This is a genomic window from Nocardioides sp. GY 10127, from assembly GCF_004919085.1.
GTDB lineage: Bacteria > Actinomycetota > Actinomycetes > Propionibacteriales > Nocardioidaceae > Nocardioides.
Map to the genome: position 1 here is coordinate 596,072 of NZ_STGL01000003.1, position 21,792 is coordinate 617,863.

General features: G+C 74.3%; 16 protein-coding genes. 6 read left to right on the forward strand and 10 right to left on the reverse strand.

Annotated features, from left to right (window positions below):
- Window positions 1-34: 34 nt before the first annotated feature.
- The 5 genes from E8D37_RS06370 to E8D37_RS19745 all read right to left on the reverse strand — a co-directional run bounded on the left by E8D37_RS06370 (window position 35) and on the right by E8D37_RS19745 (window position 7,790).
- Window positions 35-1,420 carry an extracellular solute-binding protein gene (locus tag E8D37_RS06370; protein ID WP_168929645.1) on the reverse strand — a complete coding sequence of 462 codons (1,386 nt, stop codon included), beginning with the start codon at window positions 1,418-1,420 and terminating at the stop codon, window positions 35-37.
- 163 nt (window positions 1,421-1,583) lie between these two features.
- On the reverse strand, window positions 1,584-2,126 hold the full coding sequence (locus E8D37_RS06375; protein ID WP_136568897.1) for a type II toxin-antitoxin system PemK/MazF family toxin: 543 nt from the start codon (window positions 2,124-2,126) through the stop codon (window positions 1,584-1,586).
- 315 nt (window positions 2,127-2,441) lie between these two features.
- Window positions 2,442-3,077 carry a hypothetical protein gene (locus E8D37_RS06380; RefSeq protein ID WP_136568898.1) on the reverse strand — a complete coding sequence of 212 codons (636 nt, stop codon included), beginning with the start codon at window positions 3,075-3,077 and terminating at the stop codon, window positions 2,442-2,444.
- A gap of 45 nt (window positions 3,078-3,122) precedes the next feature.
- Window positions 3,123-7,322: an ATP-dependent RNA helicase HrpA gene (hrpA, locus tag E8D37_RS06385; protein ID WP_168929646.1), complete on the reverse strand. Its 4,200-nt coding sequence runs from the start codon at window positions 7,320-7,322 to the stop codon at window positions 3,123-3,125.
- Window positions 7,323-7,613: 291 nt separating this feature from the next.
- A complete protein-coding gene (locus E8D37_RS19745) occupies window positions 7,614-7,790 on the reverse strand; it encodes a hypothetical protein (RefSeq protein ID WP_168929647.1) in 177 nt (58 codons plus the stop codon).
- A gap of 535 nt (window positions 7,791-8,325) precedes the next feature.
- On the opposite strand from E8D37_RS19745, the gene E8D37_RS06390 reads away from it, so the two are divergent.
- The 3 genes from E8D37_RS06390 to rocD all read left to right on the forward strand — a co-directional run bounded on the left by E8D37_RS06390 (window position 8,326) and on the right by rocD (window position 12,238).
- On the forward strand, window positions 8,326-9,036 hold the full coding sequence (locus tag E8D37_RS06390; protein WP_136568900.1) for a response regulator transcription factor: 711 nt from the start codon (window positions 8,326-8,328) through the stop codon (window positions 9,034-9,036).
- 46 nt (window positions 9,037-9,082) lie between these two features.
- On the forward strand, window positions 9,083-10,777 hold the full coding sequence (locus E8D37_RS06395) for a HAMP domain-containing sensor histidine kinase (protein ID WP_240770224.1): 1,695 nt from the start codon (window positions 9,083-9,085) through the stop codon (window positions 10,775-10,777).
- A 237-nt stretch (window positions 10,778-11,014) separates the two neighbouring features.
- Window positions 11,015-12,238: an ornithine--oxo-acid transaminase gene (gene rocD / locus E8D37_RS06400; protein WP_136568901.1), complete on the forward strand. Its 1,224-nt coding sequence runs from the start codon at window positions 11,015-11,017 to the stop codon at window positions 12,236-12,238.
- 291 nt (window positions 12,239-12,529) lie between these two features.
- Here rocD and E8D37_RS06405 read toward each other — a convergent pair whose 3' ends face one another.
- The gene (locus tag E8D37_RS06405; protein WP_136568902.1) at window positions 12,530-13,291 is read right to left on the reverse strand and encodes a TetR/AcrR family transcriptional regulator; all 762 of its coding nucleotides are present in this window, start codon (window positions 13,289-13,291) and stop codon (window positions 12,530-12,532) included.
- Window positions 13,292-13,379: 88 nt separating this feature from the next.
- On the opposite strand from E8D37_RS06405, the gene E8D37_RS06410 reads away from it, so the two are divergent.
- Complete coding sequence (locus E8D37_RS06410) at window positions 13,380-14,225, forward strand: SDR family NAD(P)-dependent oxidoreductase (RefSeq protein WP_240770225.1); 846 nt, start codon at window positions 13,380-13,382, stop codon at window positions 14,223-14,225.
- Between the two features lie 28 nt (window positions 14,226-14,253).
- Here E8D37_RS06410 and E8D37_RS06415 read toward each other — a convergent pair whose 3' ends face one another.
- Window positions 14,254-15,678 carry a threonine/serine exporter family protein gene (locus E8D37_RS06415; protein ID WP_168929605.1) on the reverse strand — a complete coding sequence of 475 codons (1,425 nt, stop codon included), beginning with the start codon at window positions 15,676-15,678 and terminating at the stop codon, window positions 14,254-14,256.
- Between the two features lie 85 nt (window positions 15,679-15,763).
- On the opposite strand from E8D37_RS06415, the gene E8D37_RS06420 reads away from it, so the two are divergent.
- Complete coding sequence (locus E8D37_RS06420) at window positions 15,764-16,891, forward strand: glutamate--cysteine ligase (RefSeq protein ID WP_206055592.1); 1,128 nt, start codon at window positions 15,764-15,766, stop codon at window positions 16,889-16,891.
- A gap of 4 nt (window positions 16,892-16,895) precedes the next feature.
- Here the strand turns inward: E8D37_RS06420 and E8D37_RS06425 are convergent, their stop codons facing one another.
- The gene (locus tag E8D37_RS06425; RefSeq protein WP_240770226.1) at window positions 16,896-18,017 is read right to left on the reverse strand and encodes an FUSC family protein; all 1,122 of its coding nucleotides are present in this window, start codon (window positions 18,015-18,017) and stop codon (window positions 16,896-16,898) included.
- A 63-nt stretch (window positions 18,018-18,080) separates the two neighbouring features.
- Window positions 18,081-18,536, reverse strand: coding sequence for a hypothetical protein (locus E8D37_RS06430; protein WP_136568905.1), 456 nt, complete (start codon window positions 18,534-18,536; stop codon window positions 18,081-18,083).
- Window positions 18,537-18,829: 293 nt separating this feature from the next.
- On the opposite strand from E8D37_RS06430, the gene E8D37_RS06435 reads away from it, so the two are divergent.
- A complete protein-coding gene (locus tag E8D37_RS06435; protein ID WP_168929648.1) occupies window positions 18,830-20,395 on the forward strand; it encodes a wax ester/triacylglycerol synthase family O-acyltransferase in 1,566 nt (521 codons plus the stop codon).
- A 38-nt stretch (window positions 20,396-20,433) separates the two neighbouring features.
- On the opposite strand, the gene E8D37_RS06440 is transcribed toward E8D37_RS06435, so the two are convergent.
- Window positions 20,434-21,609 carry a DNA methyltransferase gene (locus E8D37_RS06440; RefSeq protein ID WP_136568907.1) on the reverse strand — a complete coding sequence of 392 codons (1,176 nt, stop codon included), beginning with the start codon at window positions 21,607-21,609 and terminating at the stop codon, window positions 20,434-20,436.
- Between the last annotated feature and the right edge of the window lie 183 nt (window positions 21,610-21,792).

Below are 21,792 nucleotides of genomic sequence, written 5' to 3' on the forward strand. Positions count from 1 at the left end.
ACCCCACCGCCGGAGCGGACCCGAGGGCCCCGGGCTACCCGTCCGAGCCGGCGCTCGCCCCGTCGGAGGACTCCTCGCTGGACTCCGGCTGCGGGAGGATCTCGCGGGACAGGCTGTCGATGATGCTCGTCTGGAGCGGTACGTCGACCTTGTCGGTCTGCGTGACCATGCCCTCGATGAGCGGGTTCACCGAGCTCAGCAGCTCGTCCCACTCGGTGAGCAGCGGCGCCGTCTTGAGGTGGCGCAGCGTGTACGTGAACGTCGAGGCGTGGGCCGGCTGCTGGCTCTTCTGCACGAACGAGTTGCTCAGCGCCACGGACTGGTTGGCGGGCACCACGTAGCCGGTCGCCGCGACGGGACGCATGACCTCGTCGGAGACCAGGTAGGCCAGCAGGTCGGCCGAGCCGGCGAGCGAGCTGGTGCCGGGGTCGAGGCAGAACGCCTGGGTCTCCCCCACCGTCGCCTGGGAGTCGAGACCCGGGATCGGCATGACGTCGAAGCTGACGCCGGACTTCCGCAGCTCGGGCACCATCGAGCGGGTCCCGACCATCATCGCCAGGTCGCCCTTCTCGAAGGCCTTCACGGCGTCCGCCTGGTTCTCCTCGTCGGCGGGCAGCGAGAGCCGCGAGCTGCGCATGACCTTGAGGATGCGCTCGAGCGCGTCCACGTCGGAGTCGGAGGAGAGGGCGAGGGACGTCGGGGAGTCCTCGTCGTCGAAGAGCTGACCGCCGCCGGAGTACAGGAACGCCGCGATGCCGCCGAGGCTGGGGTCGATGTAGATCCCGGCCTCCGCGTCGCCGTGCCGGGGGCTGGTGGCCCAGCGGGCGGCGACGAGCGCCTGGTCGAACGTCCAGCTGGTGTACGGGTCCGAGGGCACGTCCTTGCCCTTGGCCGCCATCTCCTCGAAGTCGATGAGGTCGGTGTTGTAGTAGACGACCTGCGGGTCGACCGTCGTCGGCATGCACTGGAGCCGGCGGTCGGAGGAGAAGGCCTCGAGGGCGTCGCGGGAGTAGTCGTCACCGAAGTCGACGAACCGCTCGTCGAGGAGCTCGTCGACCGGCTTCGTGAGGTCGTGGTCCAGGAGCCACGCGAGGTCCCGGCGGCTGGCCAGGTAGATGTCGGGGACGTCCCCGGCCTCGATGTCGGACATCGCGTCCTCGCGGTCCTTCCAGACCGTGAGGGTGACGTGGGCGAGCACCGACTGCGCGTTGTAGCGCTGGACCGCGCGGCGGTAGGCGCGCACGACGGGCTTCGCGCCCCACAGGCCGAGGGTGAGCTCGGCGCGCTCCCCCGTGGCGGTGGAGGCCGACGAGGACGCGGACGTCAAGGCGGAGGCGGAGCCGTCCGCGTCGCCGCTGCCACCGGTGCCGCCCGTGCCGGTGCAGCCCGCGAGCAGGAGCCCGGTGAGAAGTACGGCCACGGCCGCGGTCGTCCGCCTGCGCCTGGGTGCTGCGCCCACCAGTGTGTCCTCCTGTGCTCGTGCCCGACGGCAGCCGGCGACGTGATCGTCGCGTGCTCCGGGCACGCCGACCATACCCAGGCGGGCCAGGGGCCGACGGATCGTCGCGGACGTGACGCCGGGCTCAGAGCAGGCGGTGGAAGCGCCTGGCCTCGGTGACGACGGCGTCGAACCGGGCCCGGTCCAGCGCCGCGCCCTCGCGCCGCACGGACGTCTCCTCGATCTCGATGAGCCGGTCCAGCCGGACCTCCGAGGGGCGTCGCTGCCGGTCCCAGGCGCCCGACCCGACGTCCATCCAGTAGCGGCCCCAGCGGGCCTCCTGGGCGGCGTCCCGATCGTGGTCCTGGCTGGTGAGCATGAGCCCGTAGAGGCGCTTGCGGTCGCGGGCGACCAGGAGGACGGGCCGGTCCTTGCCCTGGCGCGGGTCCTCCTCGTAGGTGACCCAGGCCCAGACGACCTCGCCCGGGTCCGGCCGGCCGTCGGGCCGCGGCGCGTAGGTGACGACGAGGCCGCGGGCCACGCGATCCACCGGTCGACGCAGCGGGCGGGCGACCGCGCGGCGCAGGCGCTCCCCCAGCGATCCTCCCCGGCCGGTGCTGCCGGTGCTGCCGGTGCTGCCCGCAGCGCGCGACGAGGAGGTGGCGGAGCGGCGCAGGAGGGACCTCACAGCAAGAGCCTAGGTCGCTCGTCGCGATCGCGGGGCGAGTCCGGGGCACTGACACCCGGACGGGTGGGGTCCGCAACGTCCGACGTCGCGCGCGGCGCCCTCGGGCCGGTGGGAGAGGTGTACGCCGGGCCGGGAGCGCCTCACGGCGCGTGGCCGCTCGAAGCGGCTTATTTTGGGACCCGGGGCTGCCACGACCCGGCGTACCCGGTCGATTCTAGGACACGTCCTCACGGGCTCAAGGCCGTGCGGGCCGAACCCCCTGTGGGGGGATCTCATCCCCCGCCGTCCACCTGGCACCCCGGTGGGGTGGCCCGGTCAGGCCAGCGGCTCGCGCAGCTCGTGGTGACCGGCGGACTCCAGCTGCTCCGAGAGGGCCAGGACGCGGCGGACGTCGGCGCCGGCACTGGTCGCCGAGCCGGAACCGTCCTCGGCCTGCTCACGGGTGGCCCGGCCGGCGGCGACGACCCGGGCGAAGGCGGCTGCGCGGAACAGCACGTCGGCGAAGTCACCGGTGGCGATGCCGCGCAGCACCTCGTCCACCATCGCCTTGAGCGCCTCGGGTCCGGGCGGGTCGGCGACGCCCGCGACCACCCGGGCGACCTGGGCGGAGGCGCGGCCGGCCTCGAAGTCGCGGGCCGCACCGATCGGGTCGGCGTGCACCCAGGAGCGCAGCAGGTAGAGCCGCCACAGGCAGCCGGCGAGCGTGTCGGCGGGGGCCCCGGCCCACAGGTCGGCGAGGGTCTCCAGCCCCTCGGCGTCCGCGAGGTGCAGGACCCGGTCCGCCACCTCGTCGTCCCCGACCTCCCGCGCGCCGCGGACGAGGAGGGAGGCGGCGCGGTCGGCGGCCTCCCCCACGACCATGGGGTCCGGGCCGCCCTCGACGGTCTCGAAGAACGCCGCCGTCTTCTGGGTCGGCCGGTGGTGCGGGCGCGGGGACTGCGGTGAGCTCACCGCACGAGGCTACGCCGGGGCCGCCCACCCGGTGGTGGGTCCGCCTCAGCCCGCGGAGGCAGCGGCCAGCGCCTTGCGCACCCGCTGGTCGCTCACCGGGCCGTCGGTGCCGAGCTGCTGGGCCCAGAGCGAGACGCGGTACTCCTCGAGCATCCAGCGCACCGCGCTCATGGCCTCGCTCGGCGGGGTGCCGTCCGGCAGGGCCGCCAGCTGGTGCAGGTGCGCCTCCTGGAGGCCGGCCACCGCGTCCATGAGCTGGCGGTCGCGCCCCACCGCCCCGGCGCCCTCCCCGAGCTTCTCGCGCCGGACCCGCATCGCCTGGAGGTAGACCGGGTAGCGGCGCAGCCGCGTCGGGCCGGCCTCGGCCACGAACCCCTCGTGGACGAGCCGGGCCAGCTGGGCGTTGAGGTCCGCCAGCGCGGGCAGCATCGCCATCTCGGTGCGCCCCGAGAGCTCCTTCTCGGTGCGCCGCCACGCGTCGAGGACGCGCAGGACGTCGCCGAGCAGACCCTTGAGCCGGGCGTGCACCTCGGGGCGGACGGCGGCCACCAGCGCGTCGAAGGCCGCCTGGTCGCGCACCGCCGGGCGGGCGTCCACGGCCTCGCCGACGACCGCGGCGCGGCAGTCCTCGAGCAGGTCGGCCACCGTGCGGTACGGCGAGCCCGCCAGCCCGAGCTTCTCGGCGTTGCCGAGGCCGTCGAGCACCCGCTTGACCGAGTCGTCGACCGGCCCGCCTCCCGCGCCGTCCAGTGCCAGGAGGACCAGGCGACGCACGGCCAGCCGGTGCCGGGCGTCCCGCTCGACCGCGGAGCCGACGACCTCGAGGCCCACGCTCGTGCCCTCGTCGACCAGCCCGGGGAACGCGGTCACCTCGTGACCCGCGCGCTTCTGGGTGATCTCGGCGGGGACGCTGCCGAAGACCCAGGTCCGCTCCCCCGTGCGCGCCAGGCCGGAGTCGGCGGCCACCGCGCTCATGGCCTCGCTGAACTGCGGGCGCAGCGGCTCCTTGAGCGCCTCCAGGTCCTTGCCGCGGGCCTGCTCGCGACCGTCCTCGTCGACGACGCGGAACGTCGGCTTGAGGTGCTCGGGCACGCGCTCCCAGCCCCACGCCTCGCGGGGGATCACGACGGACGTCGTGGCGCGCGCCCAGCGCTCCAGGGCGTCCAGCAGCGGCTCCGAGCCGGGCGGGACGGTGCGCAGGAACTCGCGGGCCTTGTCCGGGGCCGGGACCAGGGAGACCCGGAGGTTCTTCGGCAGGCTGCGGATGAGGCTCGTGACGAGCTCCTCGCGCAGGCCGGGGACGTTCCAGGAGAAGTCGCCGGCCTCGACCCGGTTGAGCGTGGCGACCGGGACGTCGATGGTGAGGCCGTCGTCCTCGTGGCCCGGCTCGAAGTGGTAGGCGATGGAGAAGGTGAGCCCCTCGTCCTCCCACGTCTCGGGGTAGTCGGCGGCGGAGACCTCGTCGGCGGTGTCGAGGGTCAGCATCGCCGGGTCGAAGTCGAGCAGCCGCGCGTTGCGCTGGCGCTCCTTCTTCCACCACTGCTCGAAGTGCGCGCCGGAGACCACGTCGGCCGGCACGCGGGCGTCGTAGAAGTCGAAGAGGGCGTCCTCGCTCACGACGATGTCGTGGCGGCGGGCGCGGTGCTCGAGCTCGGCGGCCTCCTCCAGGAGGCGCCGGTTGTGCTCGTAGAACTTCTGCCGGCCCGACTCCAGCGTCGCCCAGTCCCCCTCGACCAGCGCGGACCGCAGGAACATCTCGCGGGCCACCACCGGGTCGACCGTGCCGTACTGGATCAGCCGGTCGGCGACGAGCGGGACGCCGTAGAGCGTCACCTTCTCGTAGGCCATCACCGCGGCCCGCTTGCGGCTCCAGTGCGGCTCGGAGTAGCTGCGCTTGACCAGGTCGCCGGCCAGCTTCTCGGCCCACTCGGGCTGGATCGCGGCGTTCTGCCGCGCCCAGAGGCGGCTGGTCTCCACCAGCTCGCCGGACATGACGAACGCGGGGTTCTTCCGGTGCAGCACCGAGCCGGGGAAGATCGCGAAGCGGGCGCCACGGGCGCCCAGGTACTCGCGCGGACCGCGCGGGCGGTCCTTCTGCTTGCTGCCCGGCGCGGGCTTCTCCCGCTCCTCCAGCATGCCGATGTGCGAGAGCAGCCCGGAGAGCAGGGCGGTGTGGATGCCGTCCGCGTCGGGGACGTCGGCCGGCGTCCCGATCGCGATGTCCATCTCCTTGCAGACCTGGCGCAGCTGGGACTCGTAGTCCTGCCACTCCCGCACCCGCAGGTAGTTGAGGAACTCGGCCTTGCACATCCGCCGGAACGCGGAGGAGGAGAGCTCCTTCTGCTGCTTGCGGACGTAGCGCCACAGGTTGAGCCAGGTGAGGAAGTCCGAGCCGTCGGCCTTGTAGCGGGCGTGGGCCTGGTCGGCCTGCGCCTGCTGGGCCGGGTGGTCCTGGCCGGGCCGCTCGCGCGGGTCCTGCAGCGAGAGCGCCGCGGCGATGACGAGGACCTCGCGGACGCAGCCGAGCCGGTCGGCCTCGAGGATCATCCGCCCCAGGCGCGGGTCGATGGGCAGGCGGGCGAGCCGGCGCCCGGTGGGGGTCAGGCCGTCGTCCTCGCGCTGGTTCCTGCCGCGTCCGCGGCCGCCGTTCCGCTCGGGGCGGGAGCCCCGCTCGCGGCGGGCGGGGGCCGGCTGCGGCGCGCGCGCCTCGCCGACCCGGATCGCGCCGAGCTCCTCGAGCAGCTGGACGCCGGCGGTGACGTTGCGCTTGTCCGGCGGCTCGACGAACGGGAACCGGCCGAGGTCGCCCAGGCCGAGCGAGCGCATCTGGAGGATGACGCTGGCCAGGTTGGTGCGCAGGATCTCGGGGTCGGTGAACTCGGGGCGTCCCTCGAAGTCCTCCTCGCTGTAGAGGCGGATCGCGATGCCCGGCGCGACGCGGCCGCAGCGGCCGGCGCGCTGGTTGGCGCTGGCCTGGCTGACGGGCTCGATCGGCAGCCGCTGCACCTTGGTGCGCACGGAGTAGCGGGAGATGCGGGCGACGCCGGTGTCGACGACGTAGCGGATGCCCGGGACGGTCAGGGACGTCTCGGCGACGTTGGTGGACAGCACCACCCGGCGTCCTGTGTGCGGTGCGAAGACCCGGTGCTGCTCGGCGGCCGACAGGCGCGAGTAGAGGGGGACGACCTCGGTGCCCCCGCCGCGGGCGAGGACGCCGGACCCGGTGGCCTCCGCCAGGGCGTCCGCGGTGTCGCGGATCTCGCGCTCGCCGGGGAGGAAGACGAGGACGTCGCCCGGCCCCTCGTGGGCCAGCTCCTGGACGGCCTCGACGACCGCCTCGGTCTGGTCGCGGACGACCACGTCGCCCTCGCCGTCGGCGTCGTCCGCGCCGTCGAGGTCCATCAGCGGGCGGTACCGCACCTCGACGGGGAACGTCCGCCCCGAGACCTCGACCACCGGGGCCGGGTTGCCCTCGCGGTCGGCGAAGTGCCGCGCGAAGCGGTCGACGTCGATCGTGGCGGAGGTGATGACGAGCTTGAGGTCGGGGCGGCGCGGGAGGAGCTGCTTGAGGTAGCCGAGGAGGAAGTCGATGTTGAGCGAGCGCTCGTGCGCCTCGTCGATGATGATCGTGTCGTACTTCCAGAGCATCCGGTCGCGCTGGAGCTCGGCCAGCAGGATGCCGTCGGTCATCAGCTTCACGCGGGTGTCGCGGCTGGTGCGGTCGGTGAACCGGACCTGGTAGCCGACGACGCTGCCCTCGCCGCCCAGCGGCTGGCCCAGCTCCTCGGCGATGCGCTCGGCGACCGAGCGCGCGGCGATCCGACGCGGCTGCGTGTGGCCGATGAGCCCGCCGCGGGCCCGCGTCCTGCCGTCCCGCGCCGTGTGCTGCGTCTGGCGCCCGCGGCCGAGCTCGAGACAGATCTTCGGCAGCTGCGTGGTCTTGCCCGACCCCGTCTCGCCCGCCACCACGACCACCTGGTGGTCGCGGATCGCCTCCGCGATGTCGTCGCGGCGCTCCGAGACCGGGAGGTGCTCGGGGTAGGTGATGAGCAGGTCGGTTGCTGGGGTGCTGGGGTGCTCGGCGGCGGCCTGGGGGGTCTCGGCGGCGGATGCTGCGTCGGCGGTTGCGTTCGCGGCGGCCGGGGCGTCCGCGGCGGCCGGGGCTGCGTCTGCTGCGGCTGCCGCGGGGTCGGCCGGGGCGGCGGCGGTGACCGCGTCTGCCTGCGGGGTGGGGGCGTCGCTCATCTCGCAGGCCATCGTGACTCACGGACCGGTGCGCTGCCACCTCGGGGAGGGTGTCTCGCCGGCTGACCGTGGGACGTCATACGACTGGGCCCACCACAGGGCCAGCACGTATGACGTCCGCTGCCATAGCCGGCAGCCGTGAGTGGGCGGTGTCCCAGCAACCGAGTCACGCACCCGGACGGTTGCTCACACACCGCCCCTCAGCCACAGCCGCACCGGCGGTGTCCCAGCAACCGACCGCGCCCCCGGCCACGTTGCTCACGCACCGCCCATCAGCAGCGGCCGGTCGACTCAGGCAGCGGAGGTCGTGGTGCCCTCGGACTCGGGGCGGACGCGGGCGGCCGGCTCGACGGTCGGCAGGGTGGCGACGGCGCGGACGGGCTGCTGGCGCTCGCCAGCGGGATCGTCACCGGAGGCAGAAGAGCCGGAGCTCTCCGCTCCGGAGGGCGCCTCGGTCCTCGTGGTCACGAGGACCGAAGCCGTCCGGGCGCTCGTGAGCACAGCGGCCACCGACTCGGCGCCGGCCTCAGAAGGAGCCGCAGAAGCAGCACCGCCGAGCGACACCCGAGTGGAGACTTGGTCGGAACCCTGGAGGGCTGGACCACCCGTCCCCCCAGGATCCCGACTCTCCGTCGTGATGCCGAGGGCGAGACCCCCCAGTCCGCCCAGCACCACTCCGGCAACGGCCACCGCGGCACAGGCGCGCATCCGCCGCAGCTGCGTACGAAGGCGGGACCGCGTGGGGTCCCGGTCCTCGGTGCGCAGCTGCGTCTCGGGCGCAGATGGTGCCGCCGCGATGTCCATGGCTCGACAGTGCTCACCCGGTCTGTGGTGGCACTGTGCGCCACTGATCGGCTCGCTGGGAGCGGCCGGCCCGCAGCGTCCGCCACCCCTCACCACGTGGAGCACGACCGCCCGCGCTGGTCTGGATCTCACAGGCTTCTCAGCGACGGGAGCATACTTTCACAGACATCCCACAGACAGGAGTCTCACAGTGTCGCCCATGGACCTGACCCGCCCCGACGGCACGCCCCTCCGTGTCCTCGTCGTCGACGACGAGGTGAACATCGCCGAGCTCATCTCCATGGCTCTCCGTTACGAGGGTTGGGAGGTGCAGGCCGCGCACACCGGCACCAAGGCGGTGCAGACCGCCAAGGACTTCCGTCCGGACGCCATCGTGCTCGACATGATGCTCCCCGACTTCGACGGCATGGAGGTGCTGCGCCGCATCCGCGGCTTCGACGCCCTCGTCCCCGTCGTCTTCCTCACCGCGCGGGACGCGGTGGAGGACCGGATCGCGGGCCTGACCGCCGGTGGCGACGACTACGTGACCAAGCCGTTCTCCCTGGAGGAGGTCGTCGCCCGGCTGCGTGGCCTCATGCGCCGCGCCGGCGCCCAGCAGCAGGCGGAGTCCTCCGTCCTCAGCGTCGGGGACCTGACCCTCGACGAGGACAGCCACGAGGTGTTCCGCGCCGGCCAGGAGATCTCCCTGACCGCCACCGAGTTCGAGCTCCTGCGCTTCCTCATGCGCAACCCGCGCCGCGTCCTCTCGAAGGCGCAGATCCTCGACCGCGTGTGGAACTACGACTTCGGCGGCCAGGCCAACGTCGTCGAGCTCTACATCTCCTACCTGCGCAAGAAGATCGACGCGGGCCGGGACCCGATGATCCACACCATGCGCGGCGCGGGCTACGTGCTCAAGCCGGCGGCCTGACGCCGCCGGCTCGCGCCCCCCACCCCCGCGACCCCACACTCCTGACGTGCCCGACCAGAACCCCGACCCCGCCGAGCACCCCGTCCAGCACCCCGTCGCCCCGCCCACGGACGTGACGACGGGCGCGGGCGGCCCGACGACCCCGCCCCCGTTCGCCGACTACGCGACCCCGTCGACCCCCTCCCCCACCGTCTCGCGGCGGGAGCGGCTGACGGCCGCGCTGGCGACCTCGCCGCTGGCCCGCCCGGCGCGCGCCGTGTGGGCGCAACGCCGACGCCTGGCGCCGCTGAGCACCCGCCTGGTGCTCACGGCGGTCGCGCTCGTGGTCGCCATCAGCGTCCTCATCGGCGGCATCACCACGGTCGCGGTCCGCGCCTACCTCATGGGCCAGCTGGACGACGACGTGGCGGCCCAGCTCCAGCGCTCGAACCGCGCCTTCGACCCGACTGGCGCCACCCCGGGCGACAAGAACGACATCCCGGACGACGACCGCGGGTTCGGCCAGGGCTTCGGCTCGCTCAAGGCCTACTTCCTCGACGACGGCTACCAGGCCGAGCAGACCGGGACGAGCACCTACGGGTTCATCGTCCTCCAGGACTCCAACGGCGACGCCGTGCTGAGCCAGCTCTCCGACGAGGCGATGAAGGCGCTGGAGAAGGTCGCCGAGGACGGCGACCCCGTCACCGTCGATCTCAAGGGCGCCGGCACCTACCGGATCGCCGCCGGCGACTTCTACCTCAGCAGCACCGCCATCGGCGTCGTCGTCGTGGGCCTCCCCATGGGCGACGTGGACGACGTGGTGCACACCCTCGTGATGTGGGAGATCGTCCTCATCCTGGGCGGCGCGGTGCTGGCCACGGCGGCCGGCCTGCTGCTGGTGCGTAGGCAGCTCCGGCCCCTCAAGGAGGTCGCCGAGACCGCCCACACGGTGGCGACCCTGCCGCTGTCCTCGGGCGAGATCGACCTGGACGAGCGCGTCCCGGACTACCTCACCGACGCCCGTACCGAGGTCGGCCAGGTGGGCGCCGCCCTCAACACCCTGCTCGAGCACGTGGAGACGTCCCTGTCGGCCCGGCACCGCAGCGAGCAGCAGGTCCGCCAGTTCGTGGCGGACGCCAGCCACGAGCTGCGCACTCCGCTGGCCACGATCGCGGGCTACGCCGAGCTCGCCCGCCGCAGGCCCGACGACGCGGGCGCGCAGCGGCTGGCCCTGAGCAAGGTCGAGGAGGAGTCGGCGCGGATGACCGCGCTGGTCGAGGACCTCCTGCTCCTGGCTCGGCTGGACGCGGGCCGTCCGCTCGAGCGGCGTCCGGTCGACGTCACCCGGATGCTCCTGGAGGCCGTCTCGGACGCGCGGGTCATCTCGCCCTCGCACCACTGGCGCCTCGAGCTCGCCGACGAGGCCGTCGAGGTGGTCGGCGACGAGATGCGCCTGCACCAGGTGCTCACCAACCTCCTCACCAACGCCCGCAAGTACACCCCCGAGGGCTCGACGATCACGGTCACCGCGCTGCCCGACGGCTTCCGCGTCCACGACGACGGACCGGGCTTCCCGCCCGACCTCGTGGGGCACGCCTTCGAGCGGTTCGTCCGCGGCGACCAGGCCCGCAACCGCGAGGGCGGCGCCGGCCTGGGCCTGTCGCTGGTCCGCGCGATCGTCTCCGCCCACGGCGGGGCGGTGAGCCTGCACAGCGTCCCGGGCGACACCACCATCGAGGTCCGGCTGCCCCGCACGTCCTGACGCCCCCGCGCCCGCCACGAGGAGGGGCACCGACGGCCACCAGCGCCCTCCCCGCACGAGGCGGGGAGGGCGCTGTCGCGTCCAGGACTCGCAGATCGTCAGATTGTCTGACAATCTTGGTTTCGCGGCCGATCTCTGCTCTGGTGGAGGTACGACCCGCGGCGCCCGCCACCCCGGCGACGCCGCGGCCGCTCCCCGACCACGGCCACAGGCCGGCCCCGACGCAGGAGGTGCGACATGACCGCTCCCGCCACCGAGAACCGGACGACCCGGGCGTTCCAGGACGCCGAGGCGCGCACCGCGCACAACTACAAGCCGCTCCCCGTCGTGCTCGAGCACGCCGAGGGCGCGTGGATGACCGACGTGGACGGCCGCCGGTTCCTCGACCTCCTCGCCGGCTACTCCGCCCTCAACTTCGGCCACGGCCACCCGGGTCTTCTCCGCGTGGCCCACGAGCAGCTCGACCGGCTCACCCTCACCAGCCGCGCGTTCGTGCACGACCGGTTCGCCGAGTTCTGCGCCTCCCTGGCCGACCTGTGCGGCAAGGACATGGTCCTGCCGATGAACACCGGCGCCGAGGCCGTGGAGACCGCCATCAAGGTCATGCGCAAGTGGGGCTACGAGGTCAAGGGCGTGGAGCCCGGCCGGGCCACCATCGTCGTGGCCGCCGGCAACTTCCACGGCCGCACCACCACCATCGTCGGCTTCTCCGACGACCCCGACGCCCACGACGGCTTCGGCCCCTTCGCCCCCGGCTTCACGATGGTCCCCTACGGCGACCTCGAGGCCATGGCCGCGGCGATCGACGAGCACACCGTCGGCGTCCTCATCGAGCCGATCCAGGGCGAGGGCGGCGTCGTCATCCCGCCGGCCGGCTACCTGGCCGGCGTCCGCGAGCTCACCCGCGAGCGGGGCGTGCTGTTCGCCGCCGACGAGATCCAGGCCGGCCTCGGCCGCACCGGCCGCACCTTCGCGTGCGACCACGAGGACGTCGTGCCGGACCTGTACGTCCTGGGCAAGGCCCTCGGTGGCGGCGTCGTCCCGGTCTCGGCCGTCGTGGCGGACGCCGACGTGCTCGGCGTCCTGCGCCCCGGCCAGCACGGCTCCACCTTCGGCGGCAACGCGCTGGCCTGCGCCGTCGGCACCGAGGTCGTCGCGATGCTGCGCACCGGCGAGTACCAGGAGCGCGCCACCCGCCTCGGCGAGGTGCTGCGCTCCCGCCTGGAGGCCCTCGTCGGCCACGGCGTCCTCGCGGTGCGCGTGCGCGGGCTGTGGGCGGGCGTGGACGTCGACCCGGCCGTCGGCACGGGCCGCGAGGTCTGCGAGGCGCTCATGGCCCGCGGCGTCCTGGCCAAGGACACCCACGGCTCGACCATCCGCCTGGCGCCGCCGCTGGTCATCTCCGAGGAGGACCTGACCTGGGGCCTCGACCAGCTCGAGGCCGTCGTCCGCGGGGCCTGACCCGCCGCCGACGCGGCCGGGCCCGGCCGCCGACGGACCCCGCCGTGGGGCCGCCCGTCGGACCAGGTCCGGACCACCCGAGCCCTTCGCCGCGAGCCCGTCCCCGTGGGGGCGGGCTCGCGCTACGCTCGGCTCGCCCCGAGGCTCCCCAGCCGCCCGGGGCACGCGCAGACCCCGACGATCCCGCGCCCGCAGACGCGGGCGCCACACTGCTCCCGGAGTCCTGAGACTCCTCCGGGCGCGTGTGGCGTCCGCTTGCGGGCCGCCGCCCGTGGGGGCCGACGGAGCGGGTCAGGCCGTGACGGCGGGCGTGAGCAGCACGGCCGGCAGCGCGTCGCTGACGAGGCCGACCAGGTCGTCCCTGGTGAGGCCGGCGCGACGTCCACCCGCCCCCGCCGCGCCCGAGCCGACCTTCACGGGCGCCGCCTTCCAGGCGAGCACGACCTCCTCGACGAAGGCGGCCCACCCCCGCACGGCCAGCCTGGCCGCCGGGGAGTCGGCCACCAGCGCCGGCTCGCCCGCGAGCACCCGGTCGACGAGCGCCTCGCGGGTCTCCTCGTAGATCGCGCGCAGCTGCTCGGCCCCGCCGGCGGCGGAGCGCACCAGCGAGAGGTAGCCGGCGTAGCTGTCGTCGACGTAGTCCAGGTAGGCGGCCATGGACGCCCGGAGCCGCTCGGCCGGCTCGCCCTCGGCCGGCGGCTCGGTGCGGGCCAGGAGGTCCTCTGCGGCCCGGCGCACGACGGCCGCGTGGAAGTCGTGCTTGTTGCCGAAGTAGTGGTAGAGCAGGCCGCGCGAGATGCCGGCCTCCTCGGCGAGGACGTCGATGCTCAGCTGGTCCAGCGGGCGCGTGCCGAGCAGCCGGACGCCCAGGTCCAGCAGCTGCGCGCGCCGCTGCTCGGGCGAGAGGCGGACGCGGCGCCCGGATCTCTCCGCCTCGCCCCGACCCTCCTCCCCCCGGCCGTCCTGGCGGCTGGGGTCACTGGCGGGATCGCGGCTGGGAACACTGGCGGGATCACGGCCGGGGTCGCGGTCGGTACCCGCAGTGGCGCTCATGGCCCGGAGTCTATTGACTGACGTTCAATAACGCCACTACCGTCCAGGGACGGGCCTCCCCGGCCCCCGCTCCCCCTCCAGCAAGGACGTGATCAGCGTGCAGGACCTCTCCGACAAGGTCGTCGTCATCACCGGCGCCGGCTCCGGCATCGGCCGCGCCCTCGCCGTGGCCTGCGCGCGGCGCGGCAGCCTGCTGGCGCTCTCCGACGTGGACGTCGAGGGGCTGGCCGAGACCGGTCGGCTCGCCGAGGCCGCGGGCGCGCCCAAGGTCCGCACCGACCGCCTCGACGTCGCCGACCGCGAAGCGTTCCTCGCCTACGCCGACGAGGTGGCGGAGTCGTTCGGTCGGGTCAACCTGGTCGTCAACAACGCCGGCGTCGCGCTGGCGGGCGACCTGGTCGACCTCGAGTGGCACGACATCGACTGGATCCTCGGGATCAACCTCTCCGGCGTCCTGCACGGGACGAAGGCGTTCCTGCCCCACCTCATCGCCTCCGGCGAGGGGCACCTCGTCAACATCTCCTCCCTCTTCGGGCTGATGTCGATGCCGGGGCAGTCGATGTACAACGCCGCGAAGTTCGCGGTGCGGGGGATGACGGAGGCGGTGCGCGAGGAGATGCTCATCGCAGGACACCCGGTCGGGGTCACCGCCGTGCACCCCGGCGGCATCAAGACCGCGATCGCCCGCAGCGCGCGCGTCTCCGCGCGCGAGGACCAGGCGGCCACCGCCGCCTACTTCGACAAGAAGCTCGCCCGCACCACGCCGGAGGACGCCGCCGAGACCATCCTGCGGGGCGTCGAGCGCAACCGGGCGCGGGTGCTGGTCGGTGCCGACGCGCACCTCCTGCACCTCTTCTCCACCGCCCTCGGCTCCCGCTACCAGGACGTCGTGGCCGCCGTGGCCCGGCGCGCCATGCCCGCGAAGAAGCGCTGACGCAGGGCCCGCCCGCTCGGCGGAGGGCTCAGGCGGACCCGCGCCGGCGCCGGTGCGGCCGGACGACCTTGAGCGGGCCGACGAGGCGCGGCCCGGAGAGTCTCTGCTCGAGGCGCGAGGCCTCCCGGCCCAGCGGCTGGGCGATGTACTCGCCGAGGATGACCCCGGAGCTCAGCGCGATGGCCACGGACACCGCCCCGACCATCGCCAGCAGCCCGGCCGAGACCGAGCCGTCGCCCTCGCTCAGCAGCGCCAGCCCGGTGTAGATCGACAGGCCCGGCAGCATCGGGACGACCCCGGACACCACGACCACCAGCGGCGGGACCCGGAGCCGGGCAGCCACGTGATAGGCCACGAGGCCGACGAAGGTCGCGGCCAGCGCCACCGACCAGGCGCGCGCCAGGTCGGCCGCCCCCAGCGTCCTGCTGATGACGATGGCGACGGCGGCGATGACCGCGATCGGCGCCAGCACCCGCCGGGGCGCGTAGCTGGCGTAGGCGAACCCCGCGGCCGCCAGCGCCGAGCCGAGGGCCAGCATCCCGACCGTCTGCAGGCTGTACGAGCCGGGGTTGAGCTGGGGCGTCGGGAGGCCGAGCAGCCCGCCCAGGGACAGCGCGCCGGAGACGCCGGCGATGATGCCGGCGGTGGCGAGGAAGGCCTCCATCAGCCGCGCCGAGGCCGTCACGTAGTAGCCGGTGAGGGCGTCCTGGAGCGCGCCCACGAAGCCGACGCCCGCGAGCAGCATGATGATGTTCGCGGTGACGACCTTCGAGACGTTGACGTCGAGCGGGGAGGCGGCGACGGCCAGGGCCAGGAGCGTGGCGACCAGGCCGCCCGCGACCTGCTGGTAGAAGCTGGGCAGGCGGCGGCGCTGCATCCGCAGCTGCACGCGGTCGATGAGGACGGCGGCCAGCGCGGCGAGCCCGACGACGGTGGCGTCACCGCCGAGCTGGAGGCCGACGCCGGCGCACATGACGGCCCAGGCGACCGTGACCGCCCAGCGGGGCCGCGAGCGGCCCGTGGAGGTGATCCGCCCCATCTCGGCGCGGGCGTCGCGCAGGGTGACCTCCTTGCGCAGCAGCGTCCGGACCAGGTGGTCGACGGAGGTCAGCTGGTCGTAGTCCAGGGCCCGCCGCAGCACCTGCCGGTTGCCGACCACGGGCGGCTCGTCGGGCGCGCCCTGGGCGGTGAGCTGGAGGGAGGTGAAGGTGACGTCCACGTCGACCCCGCGGATGCCGAGGGACGCCGCCACGGACTGCATGGTCGCCGAGACGTCCGCCGCGCCGGCGCCGCTGGAGAGCAGCAGCTCGCCGATGCGCAGGCAGAGGTCGAGGCCCAGGGCGATCTCCCGCTGCTGGGCCTCCCTGATGGCGGCCAGGTGCGTGAGCTCGCGGGTGTCCGGGTCGCGCTCCTGGCGGCCGCGTCCCTCGTTCTCCTTCACTGGATCGACCACCGCTCGATCGTGGCAGGAAGGACCGCCGCGCCCCGAATCGTGCAGGACCCGGCGCCCGCGCCCGTGCGTGTGGAACGCTGGGCCCGTGCGCATCGACTTCCACGCCTCGCCGGAGCCGACCCTGGGGGTCGAGTGGGAGCTCGCCCTGGTCGACCGGACGACCCGCGACCTGCGCAACGACGCAACGGCCCTCTTCGAGGCGGCGACGCCGCGGATGGCCGAGCCGCACAAGCTCCACTCCGAGCTGCTGCGCAACACCGTCGAGGCCGTCACGGGCATCTGCCGGACCACCGGCGAGGCGGTCGACGACCTGCGCAGGACGCTGGCCGACGTCGTCCCGGCCGCCGACTCCCTCGGCCTGGACCTCTACGGCGGCGGCACGCACCCGTTCGCCTCCTGGAGCGCCCAGCAGCTCACCGAGGGCCACCGCTACGCCGAGCTCATCAACCGCACCCAGTGGTGGGGGCGGCAGATGCTCATCTGGGGCGTCCACGTGCACGTCGGGCTGCCGGAGAAGTCCCGGGTGATGCAGGTGCTCACCGGGCTGCTCACCTACTACCCGCACCTCCAGGCGCTGTCGGCCTCCTCGCCGATCTGGGCCGGGGTCGACACGGGCTACGCCTCCAACCGCGCGCTGATGTTCCAGCAGCTCCCGACCGCCGGGCTGCCGTTCCAGTTCGAGCGCTGGGAGGAGTTCGAGTCGTTCGCGCACGACCAGCTCACCACCGGCGTCATCGACCAGCTCGACGAGATCCGGTGGGACGTGCGTCCCGCCGCCCACCTCGGGACCCTGGAGAACCGGGTCTGCGACGGGGTCTCGAGCTTCGAGGACCTCTCCGCCCTCGTCGCGCTGTGCCACTGCCTCGTGGTCGACCTCGACACCCGCGTGGCGGCCGGCGAGACCCTCACGACCATGCCGCCCTGGCACGTGCAGGAGAACAAGTGGCGGGCGGCGCGCTACGGCCTCGACGCCATCGTCATCCTCGACGCCGACTCCCGCGAGCGCCTCGTCACCGAGGACCTCGCGGACCTGCTCGTGCGCCTCGAGCCCGTCGCCGAGCGGCTCGGCTGCTCCGCCGAGCTCGCCGGCGTGCACGGCCTCGTGGAGCGCGGCGCGTCCTACCAGCGGCAGCGGGCCGTCTCCGCCGCCACGGGCGGGGACCTCGTCGCCGTCGTCGACTCGGTCGTCGCCGAGCTGCGCGCCGGGCTCTAGGCGCTCACCGCGGGGTCGGCGGCAGCGTCTCCGTGGCCTCGAGCTGCTCCATGCCGGTGATCATGAGCAGGTCCACGACCACCGAGCGGAGCAGGGCGAGGACGACCTCGGCCGTCATCTCCTGCGAGCGCGGCACCTCGCCCGAGGCACGCCCGACCGCGATCAGGGCCGGGCGGGCGGCCACGGCCATCCGGTCGGCGGCCAGCTCGGCGACGACGGCGTCCACCGCGTGCGCCAGCTGGTCGACCAGCTCGACGTAGGCGGGCGGGACGTGCCGGTCCCGGTGGGTCGCCACCATCACCTGGCGGGTCAGCATCCGGGTGCTGCGCAGGGCGTTGTCCAGCGGCCCGACCAGCTCGGCCATCTGCCGGATGCCCTCCTTGTGGCGCACCCGGAACGGCGAGGAGCTGACCACCGCCATGCCCTCGTCGGCGGCGGCCCGCAGCTCGCGGACCAGGACGTCGGTGGAACGGGCCTCGGAGAGCAGGGCCAGGCCCCCCTCGGCGTCGGCGTCGCGCAGCACCGCCGCCGCGTTGCCCAGGAGGAGCGCGACCTTCCGCAGCACCCGCGCGGCCTGCTCGCGCGGTCGCCGCAGCGGGGCCGCGGGGACGAGCGTCGCCGCCACCAGCGCCACGCCGCCGCCGACCACCGCGTCGATCCACCGGGTGAACGAGGCGCCCGTGGTGGGCAGCAGGGCGATGACGAAGATCGACTGCACCGCGGCCTGGTTGACCAGCAGCGCCCCGCCCCCGGCCAGGACCGCCACCGAGATGGCCAGCCCGACCACGACGACGATCTGCCACCAGCCCGCGCCGATCCAGGCGACCAGCAGGTCCGCGAGCAGCACGCCGATGGCGACCCCGGCCGTCACCTCCGCGATCCGGCGCAGCCGCTGGCCGTAGGTGGTGCCCAGGCCGAGGACCGCGGCGATCGGCGCGAACAGGGGCGCCGAGTGGCCGAGCAGGTCGTGCGCGATCAGCCACGCCGCCCCGGCGGCGAGCGCGCACTGCGCCACCTGCCAGCCCTTCGCCTTGAGCCGGGCCCGGCGGGCCCGCCACGAGAGGCGGCTGCGGCGCAGCACCTCGGCGCCCGAGGGCAGGGAGACGTCCGGCGTGCGCAGGTCCACGACCGCCGATCCTCTCACCCGGACCCGGGTCGCCGGAGCCCCGCCGGGGTGGCGCGAGCAGGTTCACACCAGCCGGCCCGCCTCGTCCGCCCGGGCGTAGGCGATCGCCCGCTGGAGGTCGCCGAGGTCGCGGTACCAGGTGACCACCTCGGTGCGGCAGCGGACGCGGCGGGTGGCCCGGTGGTACTCCGAGCACTCCGCCAGCGCCTCGCTCAGGGTGGGCGGGAACACCGACGAGCCGTCGAAGTACTTCACCCCGAAGCCGTTCTCGGCGTCACCGGTCACGCGGACGATCGTGTCGCCGGGGACCTCCTCGGTGGTCCCGTCGGCGGCGGTGGCCAGCCCGAGCGGGAACGTCACCAGCGAGGCGAGGACGGCGAGCGCCGCGACCAGCCCGCCGCGGCGGCGCGGGGAGGTCCGGGTCGCGGGCGCGCGGTGGCGCGGGGTGCGTGACGGAGCGGTGAGTGGCAGGGCGGTGCGTGCCAGGGCGGTGCGGGCGGCGGTGGGTCGACGGAGCATGGCTTCCTCCCGAGAAGCGCGTGCCGGGCGGGTCCCGGCGGGTGAGCAGGACGTTAGGGAGACGGCGGCCGCCGGTGGCCGGGGTCGGTGCCGGCTGGGGACGACCGCCCCGACCGGCGTCCCTGTGGACGCCTCGTGGCCGTCACGGCCGCTCACGCTCCCTCCGGACCGGACTGGTCAGGCGGTCCCTGCACGGCCGAGGGTGTTGTGGCCGGGCTCACAGGTTCGCCATGATCGTCAGCAGGCTCCCCACCGCAGCACCCGCTTGTCCGCCCGCCACCGGAAAGGGACCCGTGGCCACCCTCATCGACCCGACCGCGGCCGCGTTCCTGCTGGCCGAGAACCGGTCCATGCCGATGCACGTCGGCGCACTGCAGCTGTTCGAGCCGCCCGCCGACGCGGGGCCCGACTGGACCCGCGGCATGTACGAGGCCCTGCGGGACGCCGGCGACGTCTCCGACCTGTTCGTGCGGCACCCGTACCGGTCGCTGCGCACCGCCGGTCAGCTCGTGTGGCTGCCCGACCACCAGCTGGACCTGGAGCACCACGTCCGGCACAACGCCCTCCCCCGGCCCGGCCGCTACCGCGAGCTGTTCGAGCTGTGCTCGCGGCTGCACTCCCAGCGGCTCGCGTGGGAGCGGCCGCTGTGGGAGAGCCACGTCATCGAGGGCCTGGACGACGGTCGGGTCGCCGTCTACACCAAGCTGCACCACTCGCTCATGGACGGCGTCGCCGGGATGCGGCTGCTGCAGAGCGTCCTCTCCCCCGACCCGGACGCCCGCGACGTCCCCGCCCCCTGGTCGATGCAGGCCGGCCGCCCGCACCTCGGGGCCACGCCTCCCCGCCCGGACACCCCCGCCTCCCCCGCCGCTGGGCACGACGCAGGGCACGACGCGGCGCCGCACGGGCTGGACGAGGTGCCCGACGAGCACGACCTCGACCTCGAACCGGGCGTCCAGCCCCTCCCGGCCGGGACGGACACGCTGCTGCACGCGGCACTGGCCTCCCGCGACGTCCTCGAGGAGCTCGGCAGCGGCCTACGGGCCGGGCTGGACGTGCTGACCGAGGCGGCCGGGCTGCCGGGCGCGCTGGCCCGCGGCGTCCTGCAGGGGGCGACGAACCACACGGGCGCGCTCAGCTTCCACGCCCCCCGCACCCTCTTCAACCGCCCCATCACCGGCTCGCGCCGCTTCGCCGCCGACGACTGGGAGGTCGAGCGGCTCAAGGCGGTCGGCAAGGCGTCCGGCTCGACCCTCAACGACGTCGTCCTCGCCATGACCAGCGGCGCCATGCGCCGCTACCTCCTCGAGCAGGACGCGCTGCCGCCGACCCCGCTGGTCGCGATGGTGCCGGTGGCGCTGCGGGCCGCGCGCTCCCACCTCTCCGCCACCGGCGGGGGCAACGCGATCGGTGCCGTGATGGCGCCGCTGGGCACGCACCTCGCGGACCCGGCCGACCGGCTCGCGCAGGTCTCGGCCTCGATGAGCGAGGGCAAGCGGGCGCTCGCCACGATGACGCCGACACAGATCCTGGCGATGAGCGCGCTCGGGCAGGCGCCCGCGATCCTCGCGCCGATGCTCGGGCTGGGACGCCTCGTGCGGCCGCCCTACAACCTGGTCATCTCCAACGTGCCGGGGCCGCGCCAGCCGCTGTACTGGAACGGCGCGCGGCTCGTGGGCACCTACCCGCTCTCCATCCCGATCTCGGGGATGGCCCTCAACATCACCTGCACCTCCTACACGGGCCAGATGGCGTTCGGCGTGACGGGCTGCCGGCGCACCGTCCCCTCGCTCCAGCGGATGCTCACGCACCTCGACACCGAGCTCGGGGAGCTCGAGCGGGCGGTCGGGGTGGCCTGAGGCGCCCTCGCCCCGCTCGGTTCGCTCTCGGGCCCGGCTCAGCCCTCGACCAGCCCGCCCCCGAGGCGGGCGTCGACGGCGCGGAGCCGGGCGCGGGTGACGTCCGCGACGGTGGCGAGACCGGCCGCGAGGGCGTTGACCCCGGCGGGCGAGTCGGCCCGCACGGGCACCGCGCGGTCGATCGAGGTGCAGGTGCGGGTGCCGCCGTCCGCGGCGTTGAGCAGGGCGACCGCGTGGCCGGTGGTGCCGGAGCCGGCGAAGGGATCGAGCACGCGCACGTCGTCCGGCATCGTGCCGAGGAGGCGGCGGAGCAGCCCGGTGGGCTTGGGGTGGGAGAAGACGTGCCCCACGAGGTCCTTGAGCTCGGCGACCGCGGTGTCGGTGGAGCCGACCTCCTCGGCCAGCCAGAGCGTGGTGAGCTTCTTGCGCCGGCCGTCGTGCAGCCAGTCGCGCTGGTAGACGTCGACGCGCTCGCCGCGTTGCCCGCGCACGGTGCGGCAGACCAGGTCGTCGGGGCGCTGCTCGACCAGCGGGGCGCTCCACCGCCACACCGCGGGCCGGCCGTCGCCGAAGACCGGCGTGATCTCGCGGGAGCCCTCGAACGGGGACGCCGCGACCCGCCCCGTCGCCGGGTCGCCGTGCAGCGGGTAGTGCATCGTCGGGGCGCTGACCGGGTTGAACCGCTTGTTCGTGTTCCGCAGGGGCAGCAGCCGGAAGCGGCGGCCGGAGGCGTCGTCGAGGTGGCCGAAGTCCCGCTCGTCGACGGTGTCGCGGGTGGTCGCGTCGAGCACGCAGGACGCCGCGTCGACCGCGTAGACGAGCAGGTACTCGTGGCTCAGCGCGAACCCCCGTCCGAGCTGACGACCCTTCGCGTTGAGGTTGACCACCACCTGCGCGAGCAGGTTCTCCTCCCCCAGCAGGTCGTCGAGCAGCAGCCGCAGGTGGGCGACCTCGTGATCGTCGATGCTGACCGCCAGGGCACCGGTCGGCTCGAGCAGGGCGAGCACCGCCTCCAGCCGGGGTCGCAGGTCCGCCGTCCAGGCCTCGTGGCGGCTGCGCCCCTCGTCGCCGCGGACGTCGTCGGCGTAGACCAGGTCGCTCGCGGTGTTGTACGGCGGGTCGAGGTAGGCGAGGTCGAAGCGCTGGCCCTGTGCCGCGAGCCGACCGAGCACGTCGAGGTTGTCGCCCTCGAGGAACGTGTTCGTCGCCCGCACGTCGGCAGGCTAGTTGCTGCGGGGCCGGCGCGTGGCGGGTTGGCGGGGCGGGTGCGGCTGGTGGGCGGGGTGGCGGTGCGTCAGCAACCGGTGCGGCGCCTTCGGACGTTGCTGGCACACCGCCCACCCGGCCGGCCCACCGGCGGTGCCCCAGCAACCGATCCACCGCCCCCGAACGTTGCT

Coding starts and splice junctions, on each gene's coding strand:
- E8D37_RS06405 (WP_136568902.1), bottom strand. CDS start 13,291: ATGAGCGCCACTGCGGGTACCGACCGCGACCCCGGCCGTGATCCCGCC.
- E8D37_RS06390 (WP_136568900.1), top strand. CDS start 8,326: ATGGACCTGACCCGCCCCGACGGCACGCCCCTCCGTGTCCTCGTCGTC.
- hrpA (WP_168929646.1), bottom strand. CDS start 7,322: ATGAGCGACGCCCCCACCCCGCAGGCAGACGCGGTCACCGCCGCCGCC.
- rocD (WP_136568901.1), top strand. CDS start 11,015: ATGACCGCTCCCGCCACCGAGAACCGGACGACCCGGGCGTTCCAGGAC.
- E8D37_RS06430 (WP_136568905.1), bottom strand. CDS start 18,536: ATGCTCCGTCGACCCACCGCCGCCCGCACCGCCCTGGCACGCACCGCC.